The sequence below is a fragment of the Comamonas trifloxystrobinivorans genome, from assembly GCF_043359985.1.
GTDB classification, from domain to species: domain Bacteria; phylum Pseudomonadota; class Gammaproteobacteria; order Burkholderiales; family Burkholderiaceae_C; genus Comamonas; species Comamonas trifloxystrobinivorans.
The window spans coordinates 31270-53544 of sequence record NZ_JBHZGV010000004.1 but is presented as its reverse complement, the minus strand read 5'-3'; the positions used below and the strand labels follow the sequence as shown (position 1 = coordinate 53544).

Sequence of the window (22275 nt, the reverse complement as noted above, 5' to 3'; positions counted from 1 at the left end):
CGGGCAGCGCGCTTGGCCCATGTGCGGAAAGCGGCTGCCAGTCTCTGAGCATAGCGATTGGTCGCACAAAGCGCTTGCAATGCCGCTGCAGGCCCGTTGCCCGGTGCGGCTTTGCGCAGCCTGTGGCACTGGCACAGAACCTGCTACGTTTTGAAACAAAACAAGTTCTACAACGGCGAAGCAAGGGGATTGCATGCAAATGGTGCAGATGTCGGCCATCGACAAGGCGGATACAGCATGGCTGCTGGTGTCTACGGTTCTGGTGTTGTTGATGACGCTGCCCGGCGTGGCCTTGTTCTATGCCGGGCTGGTGCGCCGCAAGAACGTGGTCAACACGCTTGCGTCGGTGTTTGCCGTGGCTTGCGTGGTGACGCTCACCTGGTTTGCCTTGGGCTATTCGCTGGCCTTCAGCCAGGGCTCCAGCTGGCTGGGCGGCCTGGCGCGCGCCGGTTTTGCGGCCATGCGTCTGGATGGTGCAGCGGGCACCGTTTCGGTGAGCCACTTGGCGCCGCATGTGCCCGAGGCGGTGTATGCGCTGTTCCAGATGGCGTTTGCAGTGATCACCACTTGTTTGATTGTGGGCGCGGTGGTGGAGCGCATGCGCTTTGCCGCGCTGCTGCTGTTTGCGGCCCTGTGGAGCGTGCTGGTGTACGCACCGGTCGCGCACTGGGTGTGGGAGGCCGATGGCTGGCTCAACAAGCTGGGCGCGCTGGACTTTGCCGGTGGCGCGGTGGTGCACGTCAACGCTGGCGTGGCTGCCTTGGTGTGCGCGGCCATGCTGGGGCGGCGCCAAGGTTATGGCCGCCAGGCTTTTGAGCCGCACAGCCTGGGCTGGACGGCCATTGGCACCGCCTTGCTGCTGATTGGCTGGTTTGGCTTCAACGCCGGCTCGGCCTTGGCGGCCGACGGCCGCGCCGCGCTCGCCATGCTGGTGACCATGGTGGCCGCTGCGGCGGCAGGCTTGTCATGGATGTTCGTGGAATGGCTGGTGCGCGGCGCGCCTACGTTGCTGGGTGTGTTGTCGGGCGTGATTGGTGGCCTGGTGGCCATTACGCCGGCCGCCGGTTTTGTGCAGGTGAGCGGCGCCGTGGCGATTGGCCTGATCGCTGGTGTGGCTTGCTTTTGGGGCGCTACCTGGCTCAAACGCCAGTTGGGTGTGGACGATTCGCTCGACGTCTTTGGTGTGCACGGCGTGGGCGGCATTGTCGGTTCGGTGCTGACGGCCTTGTTCGCCGAGCGCAGCATCAGCGGGCAAGACACCACGGTGATCAACCAGCTGATCGCGGTAGTGGCTGTCATGGTGTACAGCGGCGCGATGACGGCGCTGCTGCTGGCGCTGATCCGCCTGCTGCTGCCGCTGCGGGTCGATGCCCAGCAGGAGGTCGACGGGCTCGATGTCAGCTTTCATCTGGAGCGGCAGAACTGAGCCTGCCGCCCCTTCCCCGGCGCTGCGTGCCCGGCTGCCGCAGCGTTCATCAGGTTCTGCCACCGAGGAGCTTGTATGTACGACAGTGAGCGTTTGGCCCTGGCCGCGCATTTGCATGTGGCGCTGCGGCGCAAGACCGGCCGCGTGACCGATACCGAATGGATGGCCAGCGACACCGGCTACGCCCAGGCCATGGTGGATTACGCATTGCAGCACGCCAAAGAGAACGACGACGCTGAGCTGGCGCGCCTGGCCGAGCGCTTTGGCGCCGGGCTCAAAGCCGCCAGCCCGGCTGCGGCAGTGGTGACCGAGCCCGCGCCGCGCCCGGTGAGCCTGGTGCAATCGGCCCGGCGCTATGTGGGCGGGCTGCGCTAGCGGGCTGTAGCAAGCGGCTGCGCCATGTCGTGCGAGGGACAGCGCCTTGCCAAGCGGCGGGCGTGGCACGAGCGCAGTGGAATCTGTCGGATTGAACGCACTGGCCTGTTTGAATGCGGTTGCGCTGTAGCTTTTGCGCTCCAGTATCGATAGCAAAAAGCATAAGGCTGCTTGCGCATCTGCTCTCGCGCGGGCCAGGGCGCAGCGAGCGGCTGCTGTCACAATCGGCCGCATGAATCCTTCTATCGCCTGGCTGGCGCTGTGCCAAGGCCTGTTTCTGACCAATAACGTGGTGTTCATTGCCATCAACGGCCTGGTGGGCCTGCACCTGGCGCCTGCGCCGTGGATGGCCACCTTGCCGGTGATGGGTTATGTGGTGGGCGGCGCGCTCTCCACCCCGCTGGTAGCGCGCAGCCAGCGGCGTCTGGGGCGGCAAGGCTCGTTCCAGCTGGGCTTGCTGGTGGCGCTGGTGTCGGCAGCCATGTGCGCGGCAGCCGCGTACTGGCAGCAGTTTGCGCTGCTCTGCCTGTCCACCCTGGTGGCTGGCTACTACAGCGCCAACGGCCAGCTCTACCGTTTTGCTGCCGCCGAACTGGTGCCAGCGCCGCAGCGCGAAAAGGCCATTTCGCTGGTACTGGCCGGCGGCCTGATCGGCGCCGTGCTGGGCCCGGGCCTGGCCAGTGCCACGCGCACCATGTTTGCCACACCGTTTCTGGGCGCGTATCTGGCGCTGATGGTGGTGGCGCTGTTGTCGATGGCGCTGATGCGGCTGGTGCGCTTTGCACCGCAAGCAGCCAGTGCGGGCGGCGCCAGCTTGCCGCAGCGCTCGGTGGGCGAGCTGCTCAAGCAACCCGGCTTTGCCGTAGCCACTTTCTGCGCGGCCAGCAGCTACGGCATCATGAACTTGCTGATGGCGGCCACGCCACTGGCCATGGATGTGTGCGGCTTCGATTTCAGCGCCGCTGCCGGCGTTTTGCAGTGGCACGTGGTGGGCATGTTTGCGCCGGGCTTTGTGACGGGCCATTTGATCAAGCGCTTTGGCGTGCTGCAGGTCATGTTTGTGGGCGTGTTGCTCAACGCCCTGTGCGTGGCCATTGCGCTCTCGGGCCAGACGGTGATGCACTTCACCTTGTCGCTGGCGCTGCTGGGCGTGGGCTGGAACTTTTTGTTTACCGGCAGCACCTCGCTGGCTGTGCAGAACTACCGCCCGGAAGAGAAAGACCGCGCCCAGGCTTGCATCAACTTCTGCGTTTTCGCCACCATGGCGGTGACCTCGTTCGCCTCGGGCGCGCTAGTCACCAGCAAGGGCTGGGAGATGCTCAACATGGGCTCCATCGTGCCCCTGGGGCTGACCGCAGCAGCCCTGGTGTGGTTGGGGTTGCGCCGGCCGGTGGCGCGCTGAAAAGGCTGAAAATACCAGTCTCAGCGTTAGCAAGCAGCTATCGAAACGATAGTTGTTTGAAACAGAATCGGATCATTTGTTCCGAATTATTTTGATAAATAACAAATGATCCGTATACTATGCGCCATGGCAGCTGGCGCAGGGCCGGCCACCGCATCGCAAAGGAGTGCTCGAGCATGAGCCACGTCATCCATCGTTCTTTGGCCAAGGTTCCTCTGGTCGCCGTCGGCGGCAAAGGGGTGGAGTTGTTCGACAAGGCGGGCAAGGCCTATATCGACGCCAGCGGCGGTGCGGCAGTCTCCTGCCTGGGCCATGCCCAACCCGATGTGATGGCGGCCATGCACCGCCAGATTGACCAACTCGCCTACGCCCACACCAGCTTTTTCACCACCGATGTGCAAGAAGAGCTGGCTGACCACTTGGTGGCCCACGCGCCCGCTGGCATGAGCGATGTGTATTTTGTCTCGGGCGGCTCGGAAGCGGTGGAAGCTGCGCTGAAAATGGCGCGCCAGTATTTTGTGGAAATCGGCCAGCCTGAGCGCACGCATTTTGTAGCGCGCCGCCAAAGCTACCACGGCAACACCCTGGGCGCGCTGGCGGTGGGCGGCAACGAATGGCGTCGCAAGCAGTTTGCCCCGATCCTGATGGACGTGGGCCGCGTGGCCCCTGCTTACGAATACCGCGACCGCCAGGCCGGCGAAAGCTCCGAAGCCTATGTGGCCCGTTTGCTGGCCGAGGTGGATGCCAAGTTCCAAGAATTGGGCCCCGACAAGGTCGTCGCCTTTGTGGCCGAGCCCGTGGTGGGCGCCACCTTGGGCGCCGTGGCGGCACCAGCCGGTTACTGGAAAGGCCTGCGCGCGCTGTGCGACCGCTATGGCATCTTGCTGATCGCTGACGAGGTGATGTGCGGCATGGGCCGCACCGGCAGCCTGCACGCGGTAGAGCAAGAAGGCATCAGCCCCGACCTGATGACCATCGCCAAAGGCCTGGGCGGCGGCTACCAGCCGATTGGCGCGGTACTGGCGCAAGACAAGATTGTGGAAGCCATGCGCAAGGGCAGTGGCCTGTTCCAACACGGCCACACTTACATTGGCCACCCCATGGCCGCTGCGGCTGCGCTGGCGGTGCAAAAAGTGATCCAACGCGACAACTTGATGCCTCAAGTGCTGGCGCGTGGCGCTTACCTGCAAAAGCAATTGCATGCCCGTTTCGACAGCAACCCGCATGTTGGCGACATCCGTGGCCGCGGCCTGTTCTGGGGCGTGGAGCTGGTGCAAGACAAGGCCAGCAAGGCGCCCTTTGACCCGGCTCTCAAGCTGCACGCGCAGATCAAGGCGCAAGCCATGCAAAACGGCGTGCTGTGCTACCCCATGGGCGGCACGATCGACGGCCGCAATGGCGACCATATCTTGCTGGCACCGCCCTTCATCATCAGCGAGGCTGAGCTGGACCAGGTGGTTGAGCGCCTGGGCGATGCGGTGGACAGCGTGCTGGCCAAGAACGGCGCAGCGGTTGCGGCTTAAATTCTTAAAAATGGCTTGGTGTGGTTGAGGTATTCAGAACATCAAGCTGGTCTTCGCTTCGTCGCTGCGCTGGCGCTGCCCGAATTTCTTCCAAAGTTAAAAAAAGACCCAAGTGATGACATCTCCTGACGACCGCATGCCTCCTCTGCCTCAGGCTGAGTGGAACGAAGAACAACGCCGCTATGCGCAACCCATCATCGACGGCCCGCGTGGCGCTTTGATCTCGCCTTTTGTGCCGCTGCTGCGCAGCCCCGAGCTGATGGACCACACCCAGCGCCTGGGCGAATACCTGCGCTACCGCAGCGCTATCGGCGTGCGCCTGACGGAGCTGGCCATTCTGGTAACTGCGCGTCAATGGACGCAGCAAGTGGAATGGGCCATTCATGCGCCCATCGCGCTGCGCGAAGGCGTGGCTCAAGCCACCATCGATGCGGTGGCCGCCGGCCAGCGCCTCACATCCATGCCTGAAGACGAAGCTGTGGTGTATGACTTCTGCGTTGAGTTGCACCAGCAGCGCCAGGTAAGCGACGCCACCTGGGCCAAAGCGCAGCAGTTGTTTGGCGACAAGGGCGTGATGGACCTGATCGGTATCAACGGCTACTACAGCCTGTTGTCGATGGTGATGAATGCGGCCCGCACGACTGTGCCAGCTTCCACGCAAGCGCCACTGCCCGCGCTGTAAATCGCAGCACCAGCACCCGAAAAAGCGCATCGCCGACAATCCGGCGATGCGCTTTTCTTCTTTGTCCCCGGAACCCGAATGGCAGATCCGCCCGCTGACGCTGGCCGATCTCGATGGCCTGATGCAGGTGCAAGAGGCCTGCTACGGCGCGCAATACATGGAAAGCGCCGATGTCTACCGTGCCCGCATTGCCTGCGCTGCGCAATGCTCGTTGGTGGCGGTGCAAGCGGGATCGGTGCTGGCCTATCTGGCCGCTTACCGCTCCAGCCTGGGCTGCATCACGCCCTTGCACGGCTTGTTTGAGGGCGCTGCAGCGCCAGACACGCTGTATTTGCACGACATGGCCGTCAACCCCGCCTGCGCCGGCCAGGGCTTGGCATCGGCGCTTTTGCAAACCTTGTGGCGCGATGCGCAGCGCTGGACGCCGCGCTATTCAGCCCTGGTTTCCGTACAAGGCTCGCAAGAGTATTGGCAACGCAAAGGCTACGCGCTGCATGCCGCACTGTCGCCCGAGAACGCGGCCGCCTTGCGCGGCTATGGGGACGATGCGGTGTATATGGTGCAGCCGTATTTGGCTTAGTTTTTCGTCCGTGCTGGCGGTCTTTTGCATCCGCCAAGTTGGAATGCACTGCTCTGAGTCTTGCATGTTGATGCAAAAAAAGCGACAATTGACGCCTTAAATGAATCAATATCTCGCTGCTGTGCTGTTGCCGGAATACCGGCGCCAAGTGTTGGGTTTGCTGTTGCTGCACCCCGATGAGCAGCTGCATGGGCGTGAGATTGCCAGACGCACCGGCTTGCCTGCGGGCACCATCACGAGAGAATTGGGCAAGCTGGTGGCGGCTGGTCTGCTGCAGCGAGAAAAGCGCGGCAACCAGCAGCTGTACCGGGCAGACAAAAGCTGCCCCGTGTTTACAGAGCTGGCCAGCATTTTGCGCAAAACTTCGGGCGTGGCCGATGTGCTGGCAACCGCGCTGGAGCCTGTGGCGGAGCAAATCGACCTGGCTTTTATCTACGGCTCGGTTGCGCGGGGGCAAGAGACAGCCGGCAGCGACATTGACCTGATGCTGGTGGGCAGCATAGGCTTTGACGAGGCGGTGTGCTTGCTGTGGCCTTTGCAGGCAGAGCTCGGCAGAGAAATCAATCCACAGTTGTTGAGCCGCCAGGAGTTCGCTGCGCGTGCACAAGAGCCGTTCATGCGCGACGTGCTGTCCAAACCCAAGATCTTTGTGATGGGGACTGAGGATGAGCTTGCAGAATTTGCTGGGGGTCAGCCTTGAGACCGTCGAGCCCGGCGCGCAACAAGTCGCGCTGTTGCTGGCTGCAGCGGACCGCAATATCGCAGATGCACAGATTGCGGGCCTGAGTGAAGAAAACCAGTTTGACGCCGCCTACAAAGCCATCATGCAACTGGCCATGCTGAGCCTTCTGGCCAATGGTTATCGGACCTTGACCAGCAAGCCCGGCCATCACCAAACCGCGATTCAAACCCTGGCGCTGACGGTGCAGTGGCCTGCCGAGAAAATTTGGCCTCTCGATGCTTTGCGCAAGCAGCGCCATTTGACGGACTATTCCGGTGAGCCGGTCTCCAAAGCAACCGTAGAAAGCTGCTTGAGCAATGCCAAGGCTTTACGGGCTCATGTGCATGGCTGGTTGCAGGCCCATCGCGCGGATTGGCTGTCTTGAGCGTTGGCCAGTGAGCACGCCGTTAGTCAATGCACATTGGGTAATCGATCCACCAAGCGCCGATGACATTGCACGAAAAAGGCCGGTGACAAACCGGCCTTTGCACAGCTTGAGGCGGTAGTGCTTACTGCTTGATCGTGCCGTCCACAGCGTTCACGCGCACTTCGACTTGTTTGTTGTTGGCGTCGATGATCTTCACGTCGTAGGTGAGCACGCCCAGGTGGTCGTCCAGATCCACTTCTACGGCGCGGCCCGAGGTGTGCTTGAGGGCGGTGGCGATGGCGTCGTTGATGCCCACCTTGGCGGCGGCCAGGCGGTCCAGGTACTTTTTGTTGGCTGCGCCCTCGGTCTTGTTCTCTACCACCTGCGCGGCATCGGTGCCGCTGAACTTGAGCTTTTGCTCCTGGTTCTGGGCGTTCACGCCCTTGAACTCGAACACGGGTTGCTTTTTCTTCAGGTCAATCTCGGCCTCCAGCACCTTCAGGCCGTGCTGGCTTTGGGCGGCGCTGATGGCCTGGCTCAAATCCATTTTGGCGGCTTGCGTAGCGGCCAGCTTGTCGGCGGTGCTGGCAAAAGCGGCCAGGCTGCCCAGACCCAGGGCGATAGCGATGCTGGTGTTGCGAATGCGGTGTTGCATGACAATTCCTTTCATGGATGCTAAGTCAGCGCGTAAAGCGCGCAAGGCCTGGGCGCGTCTGGTTCTTGCTGTGCCGCGCCGGCCAAAAGCCCAGTTTCGGCCGCAGTAGCGACTGCCCACGTAGGCGTAGGCCCACTATCCCCGTACGGCAAAGTGCGGAAGGCCGCGCAGCCTTGCTGGCACGCCGCTAAAATGCCGGCTTTGTCGCTCTTTTTCCCCTCCACTCCCATGGTCAACACACAGAATATGGCGAATGCGATCCGCGCACTCGCAATGGATGCCGTTCAACAAGCCAACTCCGGTCACCCCGGCGCCCCGATGGGCATGGCAGACATGGCTGTGGCGCTGTGGAGCAAGCACCTCAAGCACAACCCCAGCAACCCCAACTGGATCAACCGCGACCGTTTCATTCTCTCGAACGGCCACGGCTCGATGCTGATTTACGCACTGCTGCACCTGAGCGGTTACGACCTGCCGATGTCGGAGCTGAAGAACTTCCGCCAGCTGCACAGCAAGACCCCTGGCCACCCCGAAGTGGGCGTGACCCCCGGCGTGGAAACCACCACCGGCCCGCTGGGCCAGGGCATCACCAATGCCGTGGGCTTTGCGCTGGCTGAAAAGCTGCTGGCTGCCGAGTTCAACCGCCCCGGCCATGACGTGGTGGACCACTTCACCTATGTTTTCCTGGGCGATGGTTGCCTGATGGAAGGCATCAGCCACGAAGCCTGCGCTCTGGCCGGCGCCTGGAAGCTGGGCAAGCTGATTGCTCTGTACGACGACAACGGCATCTCCATCGACGGCAAGGTGCAGCCCTGGTTTGTGGACAACTCGGCCGAGCGCTTCAAGGCCTACGGCTGGGATGTGATTGGCCCTATTGACGGCCATGACGCCAAGGCCGTTAGTGACGCTATCGCCAAGGCCAAGAAGGTCGGCGACAAGCCTTCGTTCATCATCTGCAAGACCCATATTGGCAAGGGCAGCCCCAACCGCCAAGACACCAGCAAGGCCCACGGCGAGCCTCTGGGCGCTGAAGAAATTGCACTGACCCGCGCAGCGCTGGGCTGGGACTACGGCCCGTTCGAGATCCCTGGCGACGTGTACACCGCCTGGGACCACAAGGAGCTGGGCGCCAAGGCCGAAAAGACCTGGGACGCACAGTTTGCCGAATACGCCAAGGCTTTCCCCGCGCTGGCTTCCGAGCTGCAACGCCGCATGGCCGGCGATCTGCCCAAGAACTTTGCCCAAGTGGCCGTGGAAACCGTGGCCAACGCGCACGCCAAGGGCGAGACCGTGGCCAGCCGCAAGGCCAGCCAGCTGGCGCTGGAAGCCTTCACTGCGGCTCTGCCTGAGCTGCTGGGCGGCTCGGCCGACCTGACCGGCTCCAACCTCACCAACACCAAGTCGACCCCCGCCTTCCGCGTGGACGACAAGGGCGACGTGGTCAAGACCGAAGACGGCCAGATCGGCCGCCACATCAACTACGGTGTGCGCGAGTTCGGCATGGCTGCCATCATGAACGGCGTGGCGCTGCACGGCGGCTACATCCCTTACGGCGGCACCTTCCTGACCTTCAGCGACTACAGCCGCAACGCCATCCGCATGGAAGCGCTGATGAAGCTGCGCGTGGTGCACGTGTTCACGCACGACTCCATCGGTCTGGGTGAAGACGGCCCGACGCACCAGTCGATCGAGCACGCCGCCAGCCTGCGCATGATCCCCAACGTCGACGTGTGGCGCCCTGCCGATACGACCGAAACCGCTGTGGCCTGGAGCGTGGCACTGACCAACCGCAACAAGCCTACGGCCATGCTGCTGTCGCGCCAGAACCTGCCTTACGCACCGAAGAACGGCGAAGCTATCGGCAACATCAGCCGCGGCGCCTACGTGCTGTCCGAGCCTTCGGACATCGGTCTGAAGAAAAAGGCCCAGGCCGTGATCATCGCTACCGGCTCCGAAGTGCAGCTGGCCCTGAAGGCACAACGCCTGCTGGCCGAGCGCAAGATCGCCGTGCGCGTGGTCTCCATGCCCAGCACCACGACCTTCGACAAGGAAGACGCCAAGTACAAGACCAGCGTGCTGCCCGCCGGCCTGCCCCGCGTGGCGGTCGAAATGGGTGTGACCGATTTCTGGTGGAAGTACGGTTGCGCCGCTGTGGTGGGCATCGACACCTTCGGTGAGTCGGCACCCGCTGGTGTGTTGTTCGAGCACTTCGGTTTCACCGCCGAAAACGTGGCCAACACCGTGCAAGTGGCTCTGCAGAAACGCTAAGTTTCACTTTCGGACTTTCCATTGTCATAGGTTCTGGCTATATTGGCCAAGCCTATAACAAGCACCTCCTGAGGGGAGGAGAAGGAAAGTCCTATGAATTTCATCCTCGGCTATGCGCGATACCTGCTGCTTGCAGGTATCGCGCTTTTGGGTTTTGGTGGCTATCTGCTCTACCAATCGGCCACGGGTGGCGGCATTCCGCAAGAGTCGGCGCTGACCAAGGTCAGTGGCGATATGGTGCAGGCCACCTTGGTGACGGTGACGAAAAAACGCCGCCGCGGTGGCGAATCCAAGTCGCACTATTACGAGCTCGACATCAAGCCCAAAACCGGTGAAGCGCTCAAGGTGCGCCTGACCAGCCTGGTGCCCGAATCGGCCGTGCAAGCCATGGCCAATGCCGACGTGGTGGAGATTGAGTACGACGCCACCAGCTCCAACAAGGACACCTACGAGGTCAAGGGCGATGGCAAGGAAATCCTGTCCTACGCCCAGATGGCCAAGTACATGCAAGACGATGCCGACCGCAGCAGCGCTGAAGCTCCGATGATGATGGGCGGCGGCGTGCTGCTGGCCATCATTGGCGGCTTGGGCATGTGGTGGCGCCGCCAGCGCATCCAGGCGCAAGAAGCCGCCATGGCTTGAACCTGAACCCGCTACAACCCGCACGGCCCCGTATCTCGGGGCCTTTTTCATGCCAATCGCTGGGCAATGTCGGCCAGCTTGTCGCCGGCGGCTCAGCGGGCAGGGCGTTGGCCTGCGGTGGCAATGGCCCACAAAAGCGCCGTCCTCCGGCGCGCCTCTACAATATGCCGCGTGATTGACGCGCCACGGCAGCTACACAGGGCCGGGACGCTTGTGCTTTGTCGCTCCGACGGTTTGCAGGGCAGCGAATACCGTGGCCTGCGCTGCAACCGGATGGGCATCCAGAATTTCTATTTACTTGGAGAAAACCATGGCAATCAAGGTAGGCATCAACGGCTTTGGCCGTATCGGCCGCAACGTGCTGCGCTCGGCAGTGCAGAACTTTTCCGACATCGAGATCGTTGCCATCAACGACCTGCTGGAGCCTGATTACCTGGCTTACATGCTGCAGTACGACAGCGTGCACGGCCGCTTCCAGGGCACCGTGGCCGTGGAAGGCAACACCCTGATCGTCAACGGCAAGAAGATCCGCCTGACGCAAGAGCGCGACCCCGCCAACCTGAAGTGGAACGAAGTGGGCGCCGATGTGGTGATCGAGTCGACCGGCCTGTTCCTGACCAAGGAAACCGCACAAAAGCACATCGACGCTGGCGCCAAGAAGGTGATCCTGTCGGCTCCCTCCAAGGACGACACCCCCATGTTCGTTTACGGCGTGAACGACAAGACCTACGCTGGCCAAGCCATCATCTCCAACGCTTCGTGCACCACTAACTGCCTGGCTCCCGTGGCCAAGGTGCTGAACGACAAGTGGGGCATCAAGCGCGGCCTGATGACCACCGTGCACGCAGCCACTGCTACGCAAAAGACCGTGGACGGCCCTTCGAACAAGGACTGGCGCGGCGGCCGTGGCATTCTGGAAAACATCATCCCTTCGAGCACTGGCGCTGCCAAGGCCGTGGGCGTGGTGATTCCTGAGCTGAACAAGAAGCTGACCGGCATGTCCTTCCGCGTGCCTACCTCGGACGTGTCCGTGGTCGACCTGACCGTGGAACTGAACAGCGAAGCCACCTACGAAGAAATCTGCGCCGAAATGAAGGCCCAGTCGCAAGGTGCTCTGAAGGGCATCCTGGGTTACACCGAAGACAAGGTTGTGGCCACCGATTTCCGCGGTGAAACCTGCACTTCGGTGTTCGACGCCGAAGCCGGTATCGCCCTGGACAAGACCTTTGTGAAGGTGGTGTCCTGGTACGACAACGAGTGGGGTTACTCGAACAAGTGCCTGGAGATGGTGCGAGTGATCGCCAAGTAAGGGGCGGTGGCAGCGGATGTGCTGCCGAGCTCTTCAAAAATGGCGCCTTGCGAGGCGCCATTTTTTATGGTCCGTCGCGGCTGCTGGCAGGGTGTTTTTCTAACTGGCGTTGGCTGCTTTGCATGCTGCAGTTGGCCGGGTCTCGCCCCGGCAGGCGACCTCCCTTTTTGCCCAGCCAAAAATGGAGGCGAAAAATCTGCCCTACATCCAGCGTCCCCGACCGCCCCGCGTAGCGGGGCAATCGGGGCAACCTGCGATCGGAGTAAACGCCGGCGTGCGTCATAACTCTCTCCGCGCCAAGGCGCTGCGTTCAAACAGATGACGCAAGTCAGAGCACGAAGTTTGGCTGTCCTGCGGCAGCCAAACCGCCGGCGTTTGCTGCGTCCGCAGGCGCTGGCTGAAAGGTGTGGGAGAACATCCTGGACAGCCAACAGCCTGCGAGAAATGCGCGGGTGACGGGGCGGTAGCTTGAGCAGATGCGAAGCTGCAGACACGCAGGGGCAAACGACCACGCGCTGCAGTGCGCTTTGACCGACAGCCACGCCGAGCCACGCAGGCTACAGTGAACGGTTGAGTCAACCGTTTTTGCAGAAAGAGACAGCATGAGCCAACAAGCCAAAGCCTTTACCCAAAGCACACCAACGCCTTACCGCGTGACCCTGAGCAATCCGCAAGGCCACCATTGGCCTGCGGATGAGCCGGTGGAGTTGGGTGGCGGCGATACCGCGCCCACGCCGATGGAGCTGTTGTTGTCCGCTTTGGGTGCTTGCACCTCGATTACCTTGCAGATGTACGCTGCGCGCAAGCAGTGGCCGCTGACAGGCGTGAAGGTGGATTTGGCGTTGAACCCGCAAGGCGTGCCTGGAAAGGGCAGCGACATTGTGCGCAGCATCACGCTGCAAGGTGATTTGAGCGACGAGCAGCGCAAGCGCCTGCTGCAAATTGCAGAGGCTTGCCCGGTGCACAAGTTGTTGGAAGGGGAAGTGCGGGTGGCTACGGCGCTGGCGTAAGCAGAGGCTGGTCTGCCAGCTTCACCCGTGAGAGCAGGCCGCTGCGGCGGCTTGCGGGGGGGCGTGAGGCGTTGGCGGCAGTGGCCTGCAGCCAAGTGCCTGGCGGTTTTCAGGCCACGACGATATTGCCGTTCTCGACGTGGTATTCGAACTCGGGCTTGGACAAGGTGATGGTCACCGGCTGGCCTTCCGAAGTCCACGACAGCACGAAGCTGGCAATGGCGGTGCCCACATCCACATCCAAAGGCGCGGGAATCGTCTCCAGCTGGCCATCGCCAATGCGGTGCTGCACTTCGCCCACCACGCGGGCCTGGAAGTTCTCGGGGTATTGGTGTTCGGTCGTCATAGGTAGTCTCTCCTTATTGGTTGAGGCGCACCCGGCAGGCGCTGACACGACAAAAATGCGGCTGTGCTACCGGTTGGTAGCTCTAGCCGCCTTGGTTATTTTTACCACAGAGATTTGGCGTAGACATGTAAGAGCATGCAAAGCCAGCGGCAGTCTCGCCGCTGTCCTACACACATGCGAGGTGTTTTTCTTGCTCCAGCTCAAGCGTAGCTGCGGGCATCTTCGATCACTTTGCCGTCGTTGGGCAGCTCGCCGGGCATCAGCAAGGCCACATCGGCGCGCAGTTTGGTCACCTCACGCACGGCATCGGCAATCTGCTCGGCCAGGCCGGCACCGAGCTCGCGCGTTTCCACCTGCAAGGTCATCTGGTCGTTGGCCATGGCGCCGGTGACAACCAGGCGCGCCTTCTCCACCTGCGGAAAGCGTTTGACGACTTCGGCCACCTGGCCGGGGTGGACGAACATGCCACGCACCTTGGTGGTCTGGTCGGCGCGGCCCATCCAGCCCTTGATGCGGGTGTTGGTGCGGCCGGTCGGGCAGGCGCCGGGCAGCACGGCCGACAGGTCGCCGGTGCCAAAGCGGATCAGCGGGTAATCGGGGTTGAGCGTGGTCACGACCAGCTCGCCCACTTCGCCTTCAGGCACCGGGTCGCCGGTGCCAGGACGGACGATTTCGACGATCACGTCCTCATCGAGCACCAGACCTTCGCGGGCGCTGGTTTCGTAGGCGATCAAGCCCAGATCCGCCGTGGCATAGCACTGGTAGGCGGCCACGCCGTGGCTGGCAAACCAGTCGCGCAGCGAAGGCGGGCAGGCTTCGCCCGACACCAAGGCTTTGGTGACGGAGGCAATTTTCTGGCCCTGAGCCTCGGCCTTTTCGAGGATGATTTTCAGAAAACTGGGCGTGCCGATGTAGCCGTGCGGCTTCAAATCGCTCATCGCTTGCACTTGTTGCTCGGTCTGGCCCGTACCTGCCGGGAACACCGTGGCACCCAGCGCCTGTGCGCCCGATTCCATCATCGAACCCGCAGGCACAAAGTGGTAGCTGAAGCTGTTGTGCACCAGCTCGCCCGCACGAAAGCCGGCGGCGTAAATGGCGCGCGCCATGCGCCAGTAATCAGGGCGCTTGCCTTCGGGCTCGTAAATCGGGCCGGGGCTGGCAAACATGCGTGGCATGCCCGAGCCAAACGGCACGGCGTTGAAGCCGCCAAAAACGCCGCTGCCCGTGGCTTTGCTGCGTTCGGCCTGCTGGCGCTCCAGCAGCTCGTACTTGCGCGTCACCGGCAAGGCCGCCAGCGCTTCGCGGCTGGTGATGCTGGCCGCATCCACGCCTTGCAAAATGGCGGCGAAGGCGCGCGAGTTTTGCTGCGCATGGGCGATCTGCTGGGGCAGGCGGGCCATCAAATCGGCTTCGCGCTCCGCACGGCTGCGGGTTTCCCGATCTTCATAAAAATTGTTCATGGCTGGTCCTGTGAAAAATGGGGCAGATGCAACAGAGAGTTTTCGAGGCTCACCCCGTGGGCGAGTGCTGGCAACTGGCGCGGCCCAAGGCAAGGACACCGAGGAAGGGCCGCCCCGCACCGAGGGTGTCGTCCCCCTTCGGGGGGATGGCGCGCAGCGCCTCAGGGGGGTTAGGCCAACCAGCGCTTGCGGCGCTTGTAGCTCTTGACATCTTTGAAACTCTTGCGCTCGCCGCCACCCATGCCGAGGTAGAACTCTTTCACGTCCTCGTTGTTGGCCAGGTCGCTGGCGGCGCCGTCCATCATGATGCGGCCGCTCTCCATGATGTAGCCGTAATCAGCGTACTTCAGCGCCATATTGGTGTTCTGCTCGGCCAGCACGAAGGTCACTTTTTCCTTCTGGTTCAGGTCTTGGACGATGTTGAACACTTCTTCGACGATCTGTGGCGCCAGGCCCATCGATGGCTCGTCTAACAACACCATGCGCGGGTTGCTCATCAGCGCGCGGCCAATGGCGCACATTTGCTGCTCGCCGCCCGAGGTGTAGGCGGCCTGGCTGGTGCGGCGCGTTTTGAGGCGCGGGAAATAGTTGTAGACCTTTTCCAGGTTGGCCGCGATCTCGGCCTTGCTGGTGCGGGTGTAGCTGCCGGTGAGCAGGTTTTCTTCAATGGTCAGGTGGGCAAAGCAGTGGCGGCCTTCCATGACCTGCACCACACCGCGTTTGACCAGGTCGGACGGCGACAGCGCCTCGATGCGCTCGCCTTCGAGCTCGATACTGCCCTTGGTGACCTCGCCGCGCTCGCCCTTGAGCAGGTTGGAGATGGCGCGCAAGGTGGTGGTTTTGCCTGCGCCGTTGCCGCCGAGAATGGCCACGATCGATTCGCGCGGCACCGACAGCGACACCCCCTTGAGCACCAGGATCACATGGTTGTAGATCACCTCGATACCGTTGACGACCAAGAGCGGCGCAGCGGCGGCAGAGGCAGTGGATGGGGTTTGCGGAGAAGCGGTCATGCCGTCACCTAGATCTCAAAATTGATAGCTGGTAGCGCTTGTTTCACAAGCATTACAGGCGATGTCTGGGGAAAACAGACCGGGTGCCCGCCATGCGGGCCGGCACCCGGCCGGGCAGGGTTTAGCTGCAGGAACGTGGGGTCACGTTTTTCTCTTTAGCGTACTTTTCGGCGTATTCCTTGACCAGCGGTGCGATCAAGGTTTTGTCCGATTGGTACCAGTCCGAGTTCACATTGAACTTGCTGCCGTCCCAGGTGGCGATACGGGCCCAGTCAGCGCCCAGGTGGTTGTCGCAGCTGGTCTTGAAGGGGCGAATGATCTTGCCAAAGCCCAGCTCGTTCAGGCGCTCTTGCGTCAGGTTCAGGTTTTCCAGGCCCCAGCGCACTTGCTCGGGGTTCATCACCTTGCCCTTGCCGAACTTCTCTTGCGCGGTGCGGATGGCTTCAACCTGCAGCATGGCAATCATCATGCCGCGGGTGTGGGCCAGCTGGCCCAGTTCGGCGGCGTCCTTGGCGGTGCCCTGGCCCTTGTCGTACAGCGTGGCCTTGACTTCGTCATGCACCTTGTCGCGGTCGGCCGTGTTGTGGATGGTCACGGTGTTGTAGCCCTTGGCGCCGGCACCGATGTCCTTCACGTCGTGGTCTGAGCCGCCCCACCAGATGGCGTACATCTTCTCGCGTGGGTAGCCGGTGGCCTGGGCTTCGCGCACGGCGGTGGGCGTCATCACGCCGGCCGACCACAGCAGCACGTAGTCAGGGCGGTTCTGGCGGATCTGCAGCCAGGTGGATTTTTGCTCCACGCCAGGCGCGGTCACTGGCAGCTTCATCAGCTCAAAGCCTTCTTTGGCGGCACGCTTTTCCAGCAGTGGGATGGGCTCTTTGCCGTAAGGCGAATCGTGGTAGACCAAGGCGATCTTCTTGCCCTTGAGGTTGCCCTTTTCCTTTTTCAGGATGTCCTGGATCATCGAGTCAGCCGCCGTCCAGTAGTTGCCCAGCAGCGGGAAGTTCCACTCGAAGACCTTGCCGTCGGCCGATTGCGACAGGCCATAGCCGGGCGTGACCACGGGCATCTTGTCGCCAGCGGCCTTGTCGGTCACGGCAAAGGTAATGCCGGTCGATTGCGTGTCAAAGCCCGAAGCACCGCCGCCCTTGCCTTTGAGGCGCTCGTAGCATTCCACGCCCTTGGCCGTGTCGTAAGCGGTTTCGCACTCTTCGAACGCGATCTTCACGCCGTTGATGCCGCCCTTGGCATTGACCAGCTTGAGGTAATCCTGCTTGCCGTCACCCCATGGAATACCCAGCGGTGCGAACTGGCCGGTGCGGTACACCAGCAGCGGCACAAACTGCTCTTGGGCTTGCGCGGCGGGGGCGGCAATCAGTGCCCCCATACCCAGTGCTGCGGTAGCAGCGGCGATCACAGCTTTTTTGAAAGACATGGTTCTATCTCCTTTGGGATGTATGGGGCTGATGACCCCGCTTACGAACACTCTGCGTTGCTCTGGAAAAAATCAATGAGGGAACGGCCACAGACGCAGCTTCTGGCGGGCCGTTGCCCACAGCTTGGCCAATCCGTGCGGCTCGACAATCAGGAAAAACACGATCAGGGCGCCAAACACCATGTGCTCCAGGTAGGTGGCGGTGGCGGTGGAAATCGGCAGGCCCAGCCAGTGCGGCACCTGGGTCAAAAAGATCGGCAGCAGCACGAAGAAGGCGGCGCCAAAAATGCTGCCGACGATGGAGCCCAGGCCGCCGATGATGATCATGAACAGCAGCTGGAACGAGCGATCCAGGCTGAAAGCGGCCGGCTCCCAGGCACCCAGGTGGACAAAGCCCCACAGCGCGCCGGCCACGCCGACGATGAAGCTGCTCACCGCAAAGGCCGAGAGCTTGGCGTACATGGGGCGGATACCGATCACGCTGGCAGCCACGTCCATATCGCGCATGGCCATCCACTCGCGGCCCACGGCGCTGCGCACCAGGTTCTTGGCCAGCAGGCCCAGCACGCACAGCACGCTCAGGCAGAACAGGTACTTTTGCACGGGCGTCTCAATGGCCAGGCCAAAGAAGGACAGCTTGCCAGCGCTCACCGAACCCGACGAGGAGTTGTTGGTGACCCAGGCGGCGCGGCTGGTGAGCCAGTCCACAAAGAACTGGGCGGCCAGCGTGGCCACGGCCAGGTACAGGCCGCGAATGCGCAGGCTGGGCAGGCCGAACAGCACGCCGATCAGCATGGCCACCAGGCCGCCACCGATCAGCGAGAAGATCAGCGGCATGCCTTCAAAGCGCACATGGAAGTTGTAGGCCGCATAAGCGCCCGCTGCCATGAAGGCGCCGGTGCCGAGCGAGATCTGTCCGCAGTAGCCCACCAGGATGTTGAGGCCGATGGCGCCCAGCGACATGATGAGGAAGGGAATCAGCACCGCCTTGAAGGTGTAGTCGCTGAAGCCGAACGGCACCACCAGAAAGGCCACCAGCAAGATGGCGATGATGGCCCACTTGTCCTGCAGCACCGGGAAGATTTGCTGGTCGGCCGCGTAGCTGGTTTTGAACTGGCCATTTTCACGATAAAACATAGGTCAGAGTCTCCAGTTGCCAGTTACACGCGGTCGATGATCTTGTACACAGGGGCGCTGCCTGCGGCAGCCAAGTGCAGCGGCATAGCGCCGCACTTGCAGTCTTTGCGGCGCAAAGCCTGCGCCGATTTCGCAAAATTCTTGTACTCGTATTTCATACGCGGTCAATAATTTTGTCCCCAAACAATCCTTGGGGTCTGAACAAGAGGAAGCACAGAGCCAGGCCGTAAGCGAACCAGGTTTCGATGCCGCCGCCGACCATGGGGCCGAGGTAGACCTCGGACAGCTTCTCGCCGATGCCGATGATCAGGCCGCCCACAATCGCGCCGGGCACCGAGGTCAGGCCGCCCAGAATCACCACCGGTAGCGCCTTCAAGGCCACCAGTGACAGCGAGTACTGCACGCCCAGCTTGCTGCCCCAGATGATGCCGACCACCAGGGCCACGCAACCGGCCACCGACCAGACGATGACCCAGATGCGCGAGAGCGGAATACCGATCGATTGCGCGGCTTGGTGGTCGTCGGCCACCGCACGCAGGGCGCGGCCGGTCTTGGTTTTTTGGAAGAACACGCTCAGGCACACCACCAGCACGGCGGCAATGGCGGCGGCATACAGGTCTTCCTGGCTGATCAGCACGCCGCCCTGGAACATGCCCTCCAGCACGAACATCGGATCTTTGGGCATGCCCACGTTGATGCTGTACACGGCCGAGCCGAAGATCAGCGGGCCCAGGCCGTCGAGGAAGTAGGCGATACCCAGCGTGGCCATCAAGAGCGAAATCGGCTCTTGGTTCACCAGGTAGCGCAGCGCAAAGCGCTCAATGCACCAGGCCACCACCACCATGATCAGCATCGACACGATCAGCGCCAGCGTGATCGAGAGAAAGCCTGGCGTCATGCCCAGCCACTGCGGAATCCATTCCGAGAAACGGGCCATCGCCAGCGCGGCAAACAGCACCATCGCGCCCATGGCGAAGTTGAAAACGCCCGAGGCCTTGAAGATCAGCACAAAGCCCAGCGCGATCAGCGCGTAGAGCATGCCTACCATCAGGCCGCCAAACAGAGTTTCGAGAAAAAATGCCATTGCTTGTCTCCTGCTGCTCTGCTTTTAGTGGCCTGCGCCGAGGTAGGCGCGGATCACGTCTTCGTTGCTGCGCACCTCATCGGGGGCGCCGTCGCCAATCTTCTTGCCGTAGTCGAGCACCACCACGCGGTCGCTGATGTCCATCACCACGCCCATGTCGTGCTCGATCAGCACGATGGTGGTGCCGAACTCGTCGTTCACGTCGAGGATGAAGCGGCACATGTCCTGCTTTTCCTCCACGTTCATGCCCGCCATCGGCTCGTCGAGCAGCAGCACCTGCGGCTCCATGGCCAGGGCGCGGCCCAGGTCAACGCGCTTTTGCAGGCCGTAGGGCAGTTGGCCGACCGGCGTTTTGCGGAAGGCCTGGATTTCCAGAAAGTCGATGATGTGCTCAACAAACTCGCGCTGCGCCATCTCTTCGCGCTGGGCCGGGCCGATGCGCAGGGCCTGCATCAGCAGATTGCTTTTGATCTTCAGATTGCGGCCGGTCATGATGTTGTCGATCACGCTCATGCCCTTGAACAGCGCCAGGTTCTGGAAAGTACGGGCCACGCCCATCTCGGCCACCTGGCGGCTGTTCATGTGGTCAAAAGTCTGGCCACGGAAGGTGATCGAGCCCTCGGACGGCGTGTACACGCCGTTGATGCAGTTGAGCATGGAGCTCTTGCCCGCGCCGTTGGGGCCGATGATCGAGCGGATCTCGTGCTCGCGCACATTGAAGGAGATGTCGGTCAAGGCCTTCACACCGCCAAAACGCAGGCTGATGTTCTTGATGTCCAGAATGACGTCGCCGATTTTTTTAGTCGTCATGGTGTGGTCTTTCCTGTCAAGCGGCCGACTTCACGGGCGTGAAAGTCTTGCTGTCATCGATCTTCAAAGTGGCGCTGACAGAGCCGGTGCGGCCGTCTTCAAACTTCACCTGGGTTTCGATGAACTGCTCGCTGCGGCCGGCGTACAGCGCCTCCACCAGCACGCCGTATTTATCGGCAATAAAGCCGCGACGCACCTTGTTGGTACGGGTCAGCTCGCCATCGTCGGCGTCCAGCTCTTTGTGCAGCACCAAAAAGCGCGTCACCTGGCTGCCAGCCAGCATGGCGTCGGTGGCCAGATCGGCGTTGACTTTTTCCACGCAGTCCTTGATCAGCGCGTACACCTGCGGCTTTTGAGCCAGGTCGGTGTAGCCGGCGTAGGGCAGGTTCTGGCGCTCGGCCCAGTTGCCCACGGCTTCGAAATCGATGTTCACCATGGCGCAAACCTTCTCGCGCCCGTCGCCCAGTGCCACCGCTTCCTTGATGAAGGGGAAGAACTTGAGCTTGTTCTCCACGTACTTGGGCGCGAACATGGCGCCGTCGTTGGGCCCGCCCTTCAGGCGGCCCACGTCCTTGACGCGGTCGATGATCTTGAGCTGGCCGCTCTTGTCCATGAAGCCGGCATCGCTGGTGTGGTACCAGCCGTCCTCGCTCAGCACCTCGGCCGTAGCCTTGGGGTTTTTGTAGTACTCCTTGAGCAGACCGGGCGACTTGACCAGGATCTCGCCGTTGTCGGCCATCTTGATCTCCACGCCCCGGATCGGGTTGCCCACGGTATCGGCGAACACCTGGTTGTCGGGCTGGATGCAGACGAACACCGCCGTCTCGGTAGAGCCGTACAACTGCTTGAGGTTGATGCCGATGGAGCGGAAAAACGTGAACAGATCGGGGCCGATCGCCTCGCCCGCCGTATAGGCCACGCGCACGCGGCTGAAACCCATGTTGTTGCGCAGCGGGCCGTAAACAAACCAGTCGCCCAGCTTGTACTGCAGCTTGTCCAGAGCGCCCACGGCCTTGCCGTCGCGCAGCGCCGGGCCCACGCGCTTGGCCACGTCCATGAAGTGGTGGAACATCTTGCGCTTGAGCGTGCCCGCGTCTTCCATGCGGATCATCACGCTCGTCAAAATGCCTTCAAACACGCGGGGCGGCGCAAAGTAATAAGTGGGGCCGACTTCCTTCAGGTCGATGTTGACGGTGCTGCTCGACTCGGGGCAGTTCACCACATAACCGCAGGCCAGCCATTGGGCGTAGCTGAAAATGTTCTGCCCGATCCAGGCGGGCGGCAGGTAGGCCAGCACCTCTTCCTTGTCGGTCAGCTTCTCGAACTCGGCGCCCGCGCTGGCGCTTTGCAGCAGCGAGCTGTGCGTGTGCACCACGCCCTTGGGGTTGCCGGTGGTGCCCGAGGTGAAGAACATGGCGGCCACGTCTTCATTCTTGGTGGCGTGCACCTGCTCCTCGAACCACTTGGGGTGGTTGTTGGCGTATTCCTTGCCAGCGGCAATCAGGCTGTCGAGCGAGCCCAGGCCGGGTTCGCTGTAATTGCGCAGGCCGCGTGGGTCGTCGTAGACGATGTGGCTGATCAGCGGGCACTGCTCGCGCAGCTCCAGCAGCTTGTCCACCTGCTCCTGGTCTTCCACCAGGCAAAAGCGCACCTCGGCGTTGTTGAGCGGGAAAACACATTCCGCCGCCACAGCATCCTGGTACAGCGGCACCGGAATCGCCCCCAGCGACTGCACGGCCAGCATGGTGGCGTACAAGCGGGGGCGGTTGGCGCCAATCAGCACCATGTGCTCGCCGCGCACCAGGCCCGCTTGCGCCAGGCCGGCTGCAATATGCGACACCAGCGTGGCCAGTTCTTGCCAGTGGTAGGTCTGCCAGATGCCGTATTCCTTCTCGCGCAAAGCAGCGTCATGCGGCCGGCTGGCGGCGTGCTGCAGCAAGAGCTTGGGAAAGGTAGTGGACATGCGCTGTCTCCTCAGCCGTTTTTTATGGATCGGAACCGCCGTTAGCGGCAGCCCGTCGTCTTGACAC

General features: G+C 62.2%; 22 protein-coding genes. 12 read left to right on the top strand and 10 right to left on the bottom strand.

Annotated features, from left to right (window positions below; genetic code table 11):
- The first annotated feature begins 193 nt into the window (after positions 1-193).
- The 8 genes from ACFIQF_RS05095 (at position 194) to ACFIQF_RS05060 (ending at position 7094) form a co-directional block, all read left to right on the top strand.
- The gene (locus ACFIQF_RS05095; protein WP_393940774.1) at positions 194-1426 is read left to right on the top strand and encodes an ammonium transporter; all 1233 of its coding nucleotides are present in this window, start codon (positions 194-196) and stop codon (positions 1424-1426) included.
- A 75-nt stretch (positions 1427-1501) separates the two neighbouring features.
- Positions 1502-1801 carry a hypothetical protein gene (locus ACFIQF_RS05090; protein WP_393940773.1) on the top strand — a complete coding sequence of 100 codons (300 nt, stop codon included), beginning with the start codon at positions 1502-1504 and terminating at the stop codon, positions 1799-1801.
- Between the two features lie 232 nt (positions 1802-2033).
- Positions 2034-3203, top strand: a complete 1170-nt coding sequence (locus ACFIQF_RS05085; protein ID WP_393940771.1) for an MFS transporter — start codon at positions 2034-2036, stop codon at positions 3201-3203.
- A gap of 176 nt (positions 3204-3379) precedes the next feature.
- Positions 3380-4726, top strand: a complete 1347-nt coding sequence (locus tag ACFIQF_RS05080; RefSeq protein ID WP_393940769.1) for an aspartate aminotransferase family protein — start codon at positions 3380-3382, stop codon at positions 4724-4726.
- Between the two features lie 115 nt (positions 4727-4841).
- On the top strand, positions 4842-5408 hold the full coding sequence (locus tag ACFIQF_RS05075; RefSeq protein WP_393940768.1) for a carboxymuconolactone decarboxylase family protein: 567 nt from the start codon (positions 4842-4844) through the stop codon (positions 5406-5408).
- A gap of 61 nt (positions 5409-5469) precedes the next feature.
- Entirely contained in the window at positions 5470-5988 is a 519-nt protein-coding gene (locus ACFIQF_RS05070) for a GNAT family N-acetyltransferase (protein WP_393940766.1), read from the top strand.
- Between the two features lie 100 nt (positions 5989-6088).
- On the top strand, positions 6089-6688 hold the full coding sequence (locus ACFIQF_RS05065; RefSeq protein ID WP_393940764.1) for a MarR family transcriptional regulator: 600 nt from the start codon (positions 6089-6091) through the stop codon (positions 6686-6688).
- Positions 6654-7094, top strand: a complete 441-nt coding sequence (locus ACFIQF_RS05060; protein WP_393940763.1) for a DNA-binding protein — start codon at positions 6654-6656, stop codon at positions 7092-7094. The genes ACFIQF_RS05065 and ACFIQF_RS05060 overlap by 35 nt, the downstream gene beginning before the upstream one ends.
- Before the next feature lie 124 nt (positions 7095-7218).
- Here the strand turns inward: ACFIQF_RS05060 and ACFIQF_RS05055 are convergent, their stop codons facing one another.
- On the bottom strand, positions 7219-7731 hold the full coding sequence (locus ACFIQF_RS05055) for a PepSY domain-containing protein (protein WP_393940761.1): 513 nt from the start codon (positions 7729-7731) through the stop codon (positions 7219-7221).
- Positions 7732-7959: 228 nt separating this feature from the next.
- Between ACFIQF_RS05055 and tkt the strand changes: the two genes are divergently transcribed.
- The 4 genes from tkt to ACFIQF_RS05035 all read left to right on the top strand — a co-directional run bounded on the left by tkt (position 7960) and on the right by ACFIQF_RS05035 (position 12960).
- Complete coding sequence (gene tkt / locus ACFIQF_RS05050; protein WP_393940759.1) at positions 7960-9999, top strand: transketolase; 2040 nt, start codon at positions 7960-7962, stop codon at positions 9997-9999.
- 93 nt (positions 10000-10092) lie between these two features.
- The gene (locus ACFIQF_RS05045; RefSeq protein ID WP_393940757.1) at positions 10093-10641 is read left to right on the top strand and encodes a hypothetical protein; all 549 of its coding nucleotides are present in this window, start codon (positions 10093-10095) and stop codon (positions 10639-10641) included.
- A 310-nt stretch (positions 10642-10951) separates the two neighbouring features.
- Positions 10952-11950 (top strand): type I glyceraldehyde-3-phosphate dehydrogenase, encoded by a 999-nt coding sequence (gene gap, locus ACFIQF_RS05040; RefSeq protein WP_393940755.1) that lies wholly within the window; start codon positions 10952-10954, stop codon positions 11948-11950.
- Positions 11951-12552: 602 nt separating this feature from the next.
- Positions 12553-12960 carry an OsmC family protein gene (locus ACFIQF_RS05035; RefSeq protein WP_393940753.1) on the top strand — a complete coding sequence of 136 codons (408 nt, stop codon included), beginning with the start codon at positions 12553-12555 and terminating at the stop codon, positions 12958-12960.
- Between the two features lie 109 nt (positions 12961-13069).
- Here ACFIQF_RS05035 and ACFIQF_RS05030 read toward each other — a convergent pair whose 3' ends face one another.
- The 9 genes from ACFIQF_RS05030 to ACFIQF_RS04990 all read right to left on the bottom strand — a co-directional run bounded on the left by ACFIQF_RS05030 (position 13070) and on the right by ACFIQF_RS04990 (position 22208).
- The gene (locus tag ACFIQF_RS05030) at positions 13070-13306 is read right to left on the bottom strand and encodes a hypothetical protein (protein ID WP_393940751.1); all 237 of its coding nucleotides are present in this window, start codon (positions 13304-13306) and stop codon (positions 13070-13072) included.
- Between the two features lie 200 nt (positions 13307-13506).
- Positions 13507-14766, bottom strand: a complete 1260-nt coding sequence (locus tag ACFIQF_RS05025) for a phenylacetate--CoA ligase family protein (RefSeq protein ID WP_393940749.1) — start codon at positions 14764-14766, stop codon at positions 13507-13509.
- A 170-nt stretch (positions 14767-14936) separates the two neighbouring features.
- Positions 14937-15779, bottom strand: a complete 843-nt coding sequence (locus ACFIQF_RS05020; protein ID WP_393940747.1) for an ABC transporter ATP-binding protein — start codon at positions 15777-15779, stop codon at positions 14937-14939.
- Positions 15780-15900: 121 nt separating this feature from the next.
- Positions 15901-17214 (bottom strand): ABC transporter substrate-binding protein, encoded by a 1314-nt coding sequence (locus ACFIQF_RS05015; protein ID WP_393940746.1) that lies wholly within the window; start codon positions 17212-17214, stop codon positions 15901-15903.
- A gap of 72 nt (positions 17215-17286) precedes the next feature.
- Positions 17287-18351 carry a branched-chain amino acid ABC transporter permease gene (locus tag ACFIQF_RS05010; RefSeq protein WP_393940744.1) on the bottom strand — a complete coding sequence of 355 codons (1065 nt, stop codon included), beginning with the start codon at positions 18349-18351 and terminating at the stop codon, positions 17287-17289.
- Positions 18352-18374: 23 nt separating this feature from the next.
- Positions 18375-18509 carry a hypothetical protein gene (locus ACFIQF_RS05005; RefSeq protein WP_393940743.1) on the bottom strand — a complete coding sequence of 45 codons (135 nt, stop codon included), beginning with the start codon at positions 18507-18509 and terminating at the stop codon, positions 18375-18377.
- Entirely contained in the window at positions 18506-19435 is a 930-nt protein-coding gene (locus tag ACFIQF_RS05000) for a branched-chain amino acid ABC transporter permease (protein ID WP_393940741.1), read from the bottom strand. The genes ACFIQF_RS05005 and ACFIQF_RS05000 overlap by 4 nt, the downstream gene beginning before the upstream one ends.
- Before the next feature lie 24 nt (positions 19436-19459).
- Positions 19460-20245 carry an ABC transporter ATP-binding protein gene (locus tag ACFIQF_RS04995; protein ID WP_393940740.1) on the bottom strand — a complete coding sequence of 262 codons (786 nt, stop codon included), beginning with the start codon at positions 20243-20245 and terminating at the stop codon, positions 19460-19462.
- A gap of 16 nt (positions 20246-20261) precedes the next feature.
- On the bottom strand, positions 20262-22208 hold the full coding sequence (locus ACFIQF_RS04990; protein ID WP_393940738.1) for an AMP-dependent synthetase/ligase: 1947 nt from the start codon (positions 22206-22208) through the stop codon (positions 20262-20264).
- Positions 22209-22275: the final 67 nt, after the last annotated feature.

What these genes read in the sequence shown, in the direction of transcription:
- tkt (WP_393940759.1), top strand. Translation starts at nt 7,960, where the DNA reads ATGGTCAACACACAGAATATGGCGAATGCGATCCGCGCACTCGCAATG.
- ACFIQF_RS05020 (WP_393940747.1), bottom strand. Translation starts at nt 15,779, where the DNA reads ATGACCGCTTCTCCGCAAACCCCATCCACTGCCTCTGCCGCCGCTGCG.
- ACFIQF_RS05065 (WP_393940764.1), top strand. Translation starts at nt 6,089, where the DNA reads ATGAATCAATATCTCGCTGCTGTGCTGTTGCCGGAATACCGGCGCCAA.
- ACFIQF_RS05035 (WP_393940753.1), top strand. Translation starts at nt 12,553, where the DNA reads ATGAGCCAACAAGCCAAAGCCTTTACCCAAAGCACACCAACGCCTTAC.
- ACFIQF_RS05030 (WP_393940751.1), bottom strand. Translation starts at nt 13,306, where the DNA reads ATGACGACCGAACACCAATACCCCGAGAACTTCCAGGCCCGCGTGGTG.
- ACFIQF_RS05085 (WP_393940771.1), top strand. Translation starts at nt 2,034, where the DNA reads ATGAATCCTTCTATCGCCTGGCTGGCGCTGTGCCAAGGCCTGTTTCTG.
- ACFIQF_RS05045 (WP_393940757.1), top strand. Translation starts at nt 10,093, where the DNA reads ATGAATTTCATCCTCGGCTATGCGCGATACCTGCTGCTTGCAGGTATC.
- ACFIQF_RS05080 (WP_393940769.1), top strand. Translation starts at nt 3,380, where the DNA reads ATGAGCCACGTCATCCATCGTTCTTTGGCCAAGGTTCCTCTGGTCGCC.
- ACFIQF_RS05055 (WP_393940761.1), bottom strand. Translation starts at nt 7,731, where the DNA reads ATGCAACACCGCATTCGCAACACCAGCATCGCTATCGCCCTGGGTCTG.
- ACFIQF_RS05015 (WP_393940746.1), bottom strand. Translation starts at nt 17,214, where the DNA reads ATGTCTTTCAAAAAAGCTGTGATCGCCGCTGCTACCGCAGCACTGGGT.
- ACFIQF_RS05025 (WP_393940749.1), bottom strand. Translation starts at nt 14,766, where the DNA reads ATGAACAATTTTTATGAAGATCGGGAAACCCGCAGCCGTGCGGAGCGC.
- ACFIQF_RS04995 (WP_393940740.1), bottom strand. Translation starts at nt 20,245, where the DNA reads ATGACGACTAAAAAAATCGGCGACGTCATTCTGGACATCAAGAACATC.
- ACFIQF_RS05095 (WP_393940774.1), top strand. Translation starts at nt 194, where the DNA reads ATGCAAATGGTGCAGATGTCGGCCATCGACAAGGCGGATACAGCATGG.
- ACFIQF_RS05075 (WP_393940768.1), top strand. Translation starts at nt 4,842, where the DNA reads ATGACATCTCCTGACGACCGCATGCCTCCTCTGCCTCAGGCTGAGTGG.
- ACFIQF_RS04990 (WP_393940738.1), bottom strand. Translation starts at nt 22,208, where the DNA reads ATGTCCACTACCTTTCCCAAGCTCTTGCTGCAGCACGCCGCCAGCCGG.
- gap (WP_393940755.1), top strand. Translation starts at nt 10,952, where the DNA reads ATGGCAATCAAGGTAGGCATCAACGGCTTTGGCCGTATCGGCCGCAAC.
- ACFIQF_RS05005 (WP_393940743.1), bottom strand. Translation starts at nt 18,509, where the DNA reads ATGAAATACGAGTACAAGAATTTTGCGAAATCGGCGCAGGCTTTGCGC.
- ACFIQF_RS05060 (WP_393940763.1), top strand. Translation starts at nt 6,654, where the DNA reads ATGAGCTTGCAGAATTTGCTGGGGGTCAGCCTTGAGACCGTCGAGCCC.
- ACFIQF_RS05000 (WP_393940741.1), bottom strand. Translation starts at nt 19,435, where the DNA reads ATGGCATTTTTTCTCGAAACTCTGTTTGGCGGCCTGATGGTAGGCATG.
- ACFIQF_RS05090 (WP_393940773.1), top strand. Translation starts at nt 1,502, where the DNA reads ATGTACGACAGTGAGCGTTTGGCCCTGGCCGCGCATTTGCATGTGGCG.
- ACFIQF_RS05010 (WP_393940744.1), bottom strand. Translation starts at nt 18,351, where the DNA reads ATGTTTTATCGTGAAAATGGCCAGTTCAAAACCAGCTACGCGGCCGAC.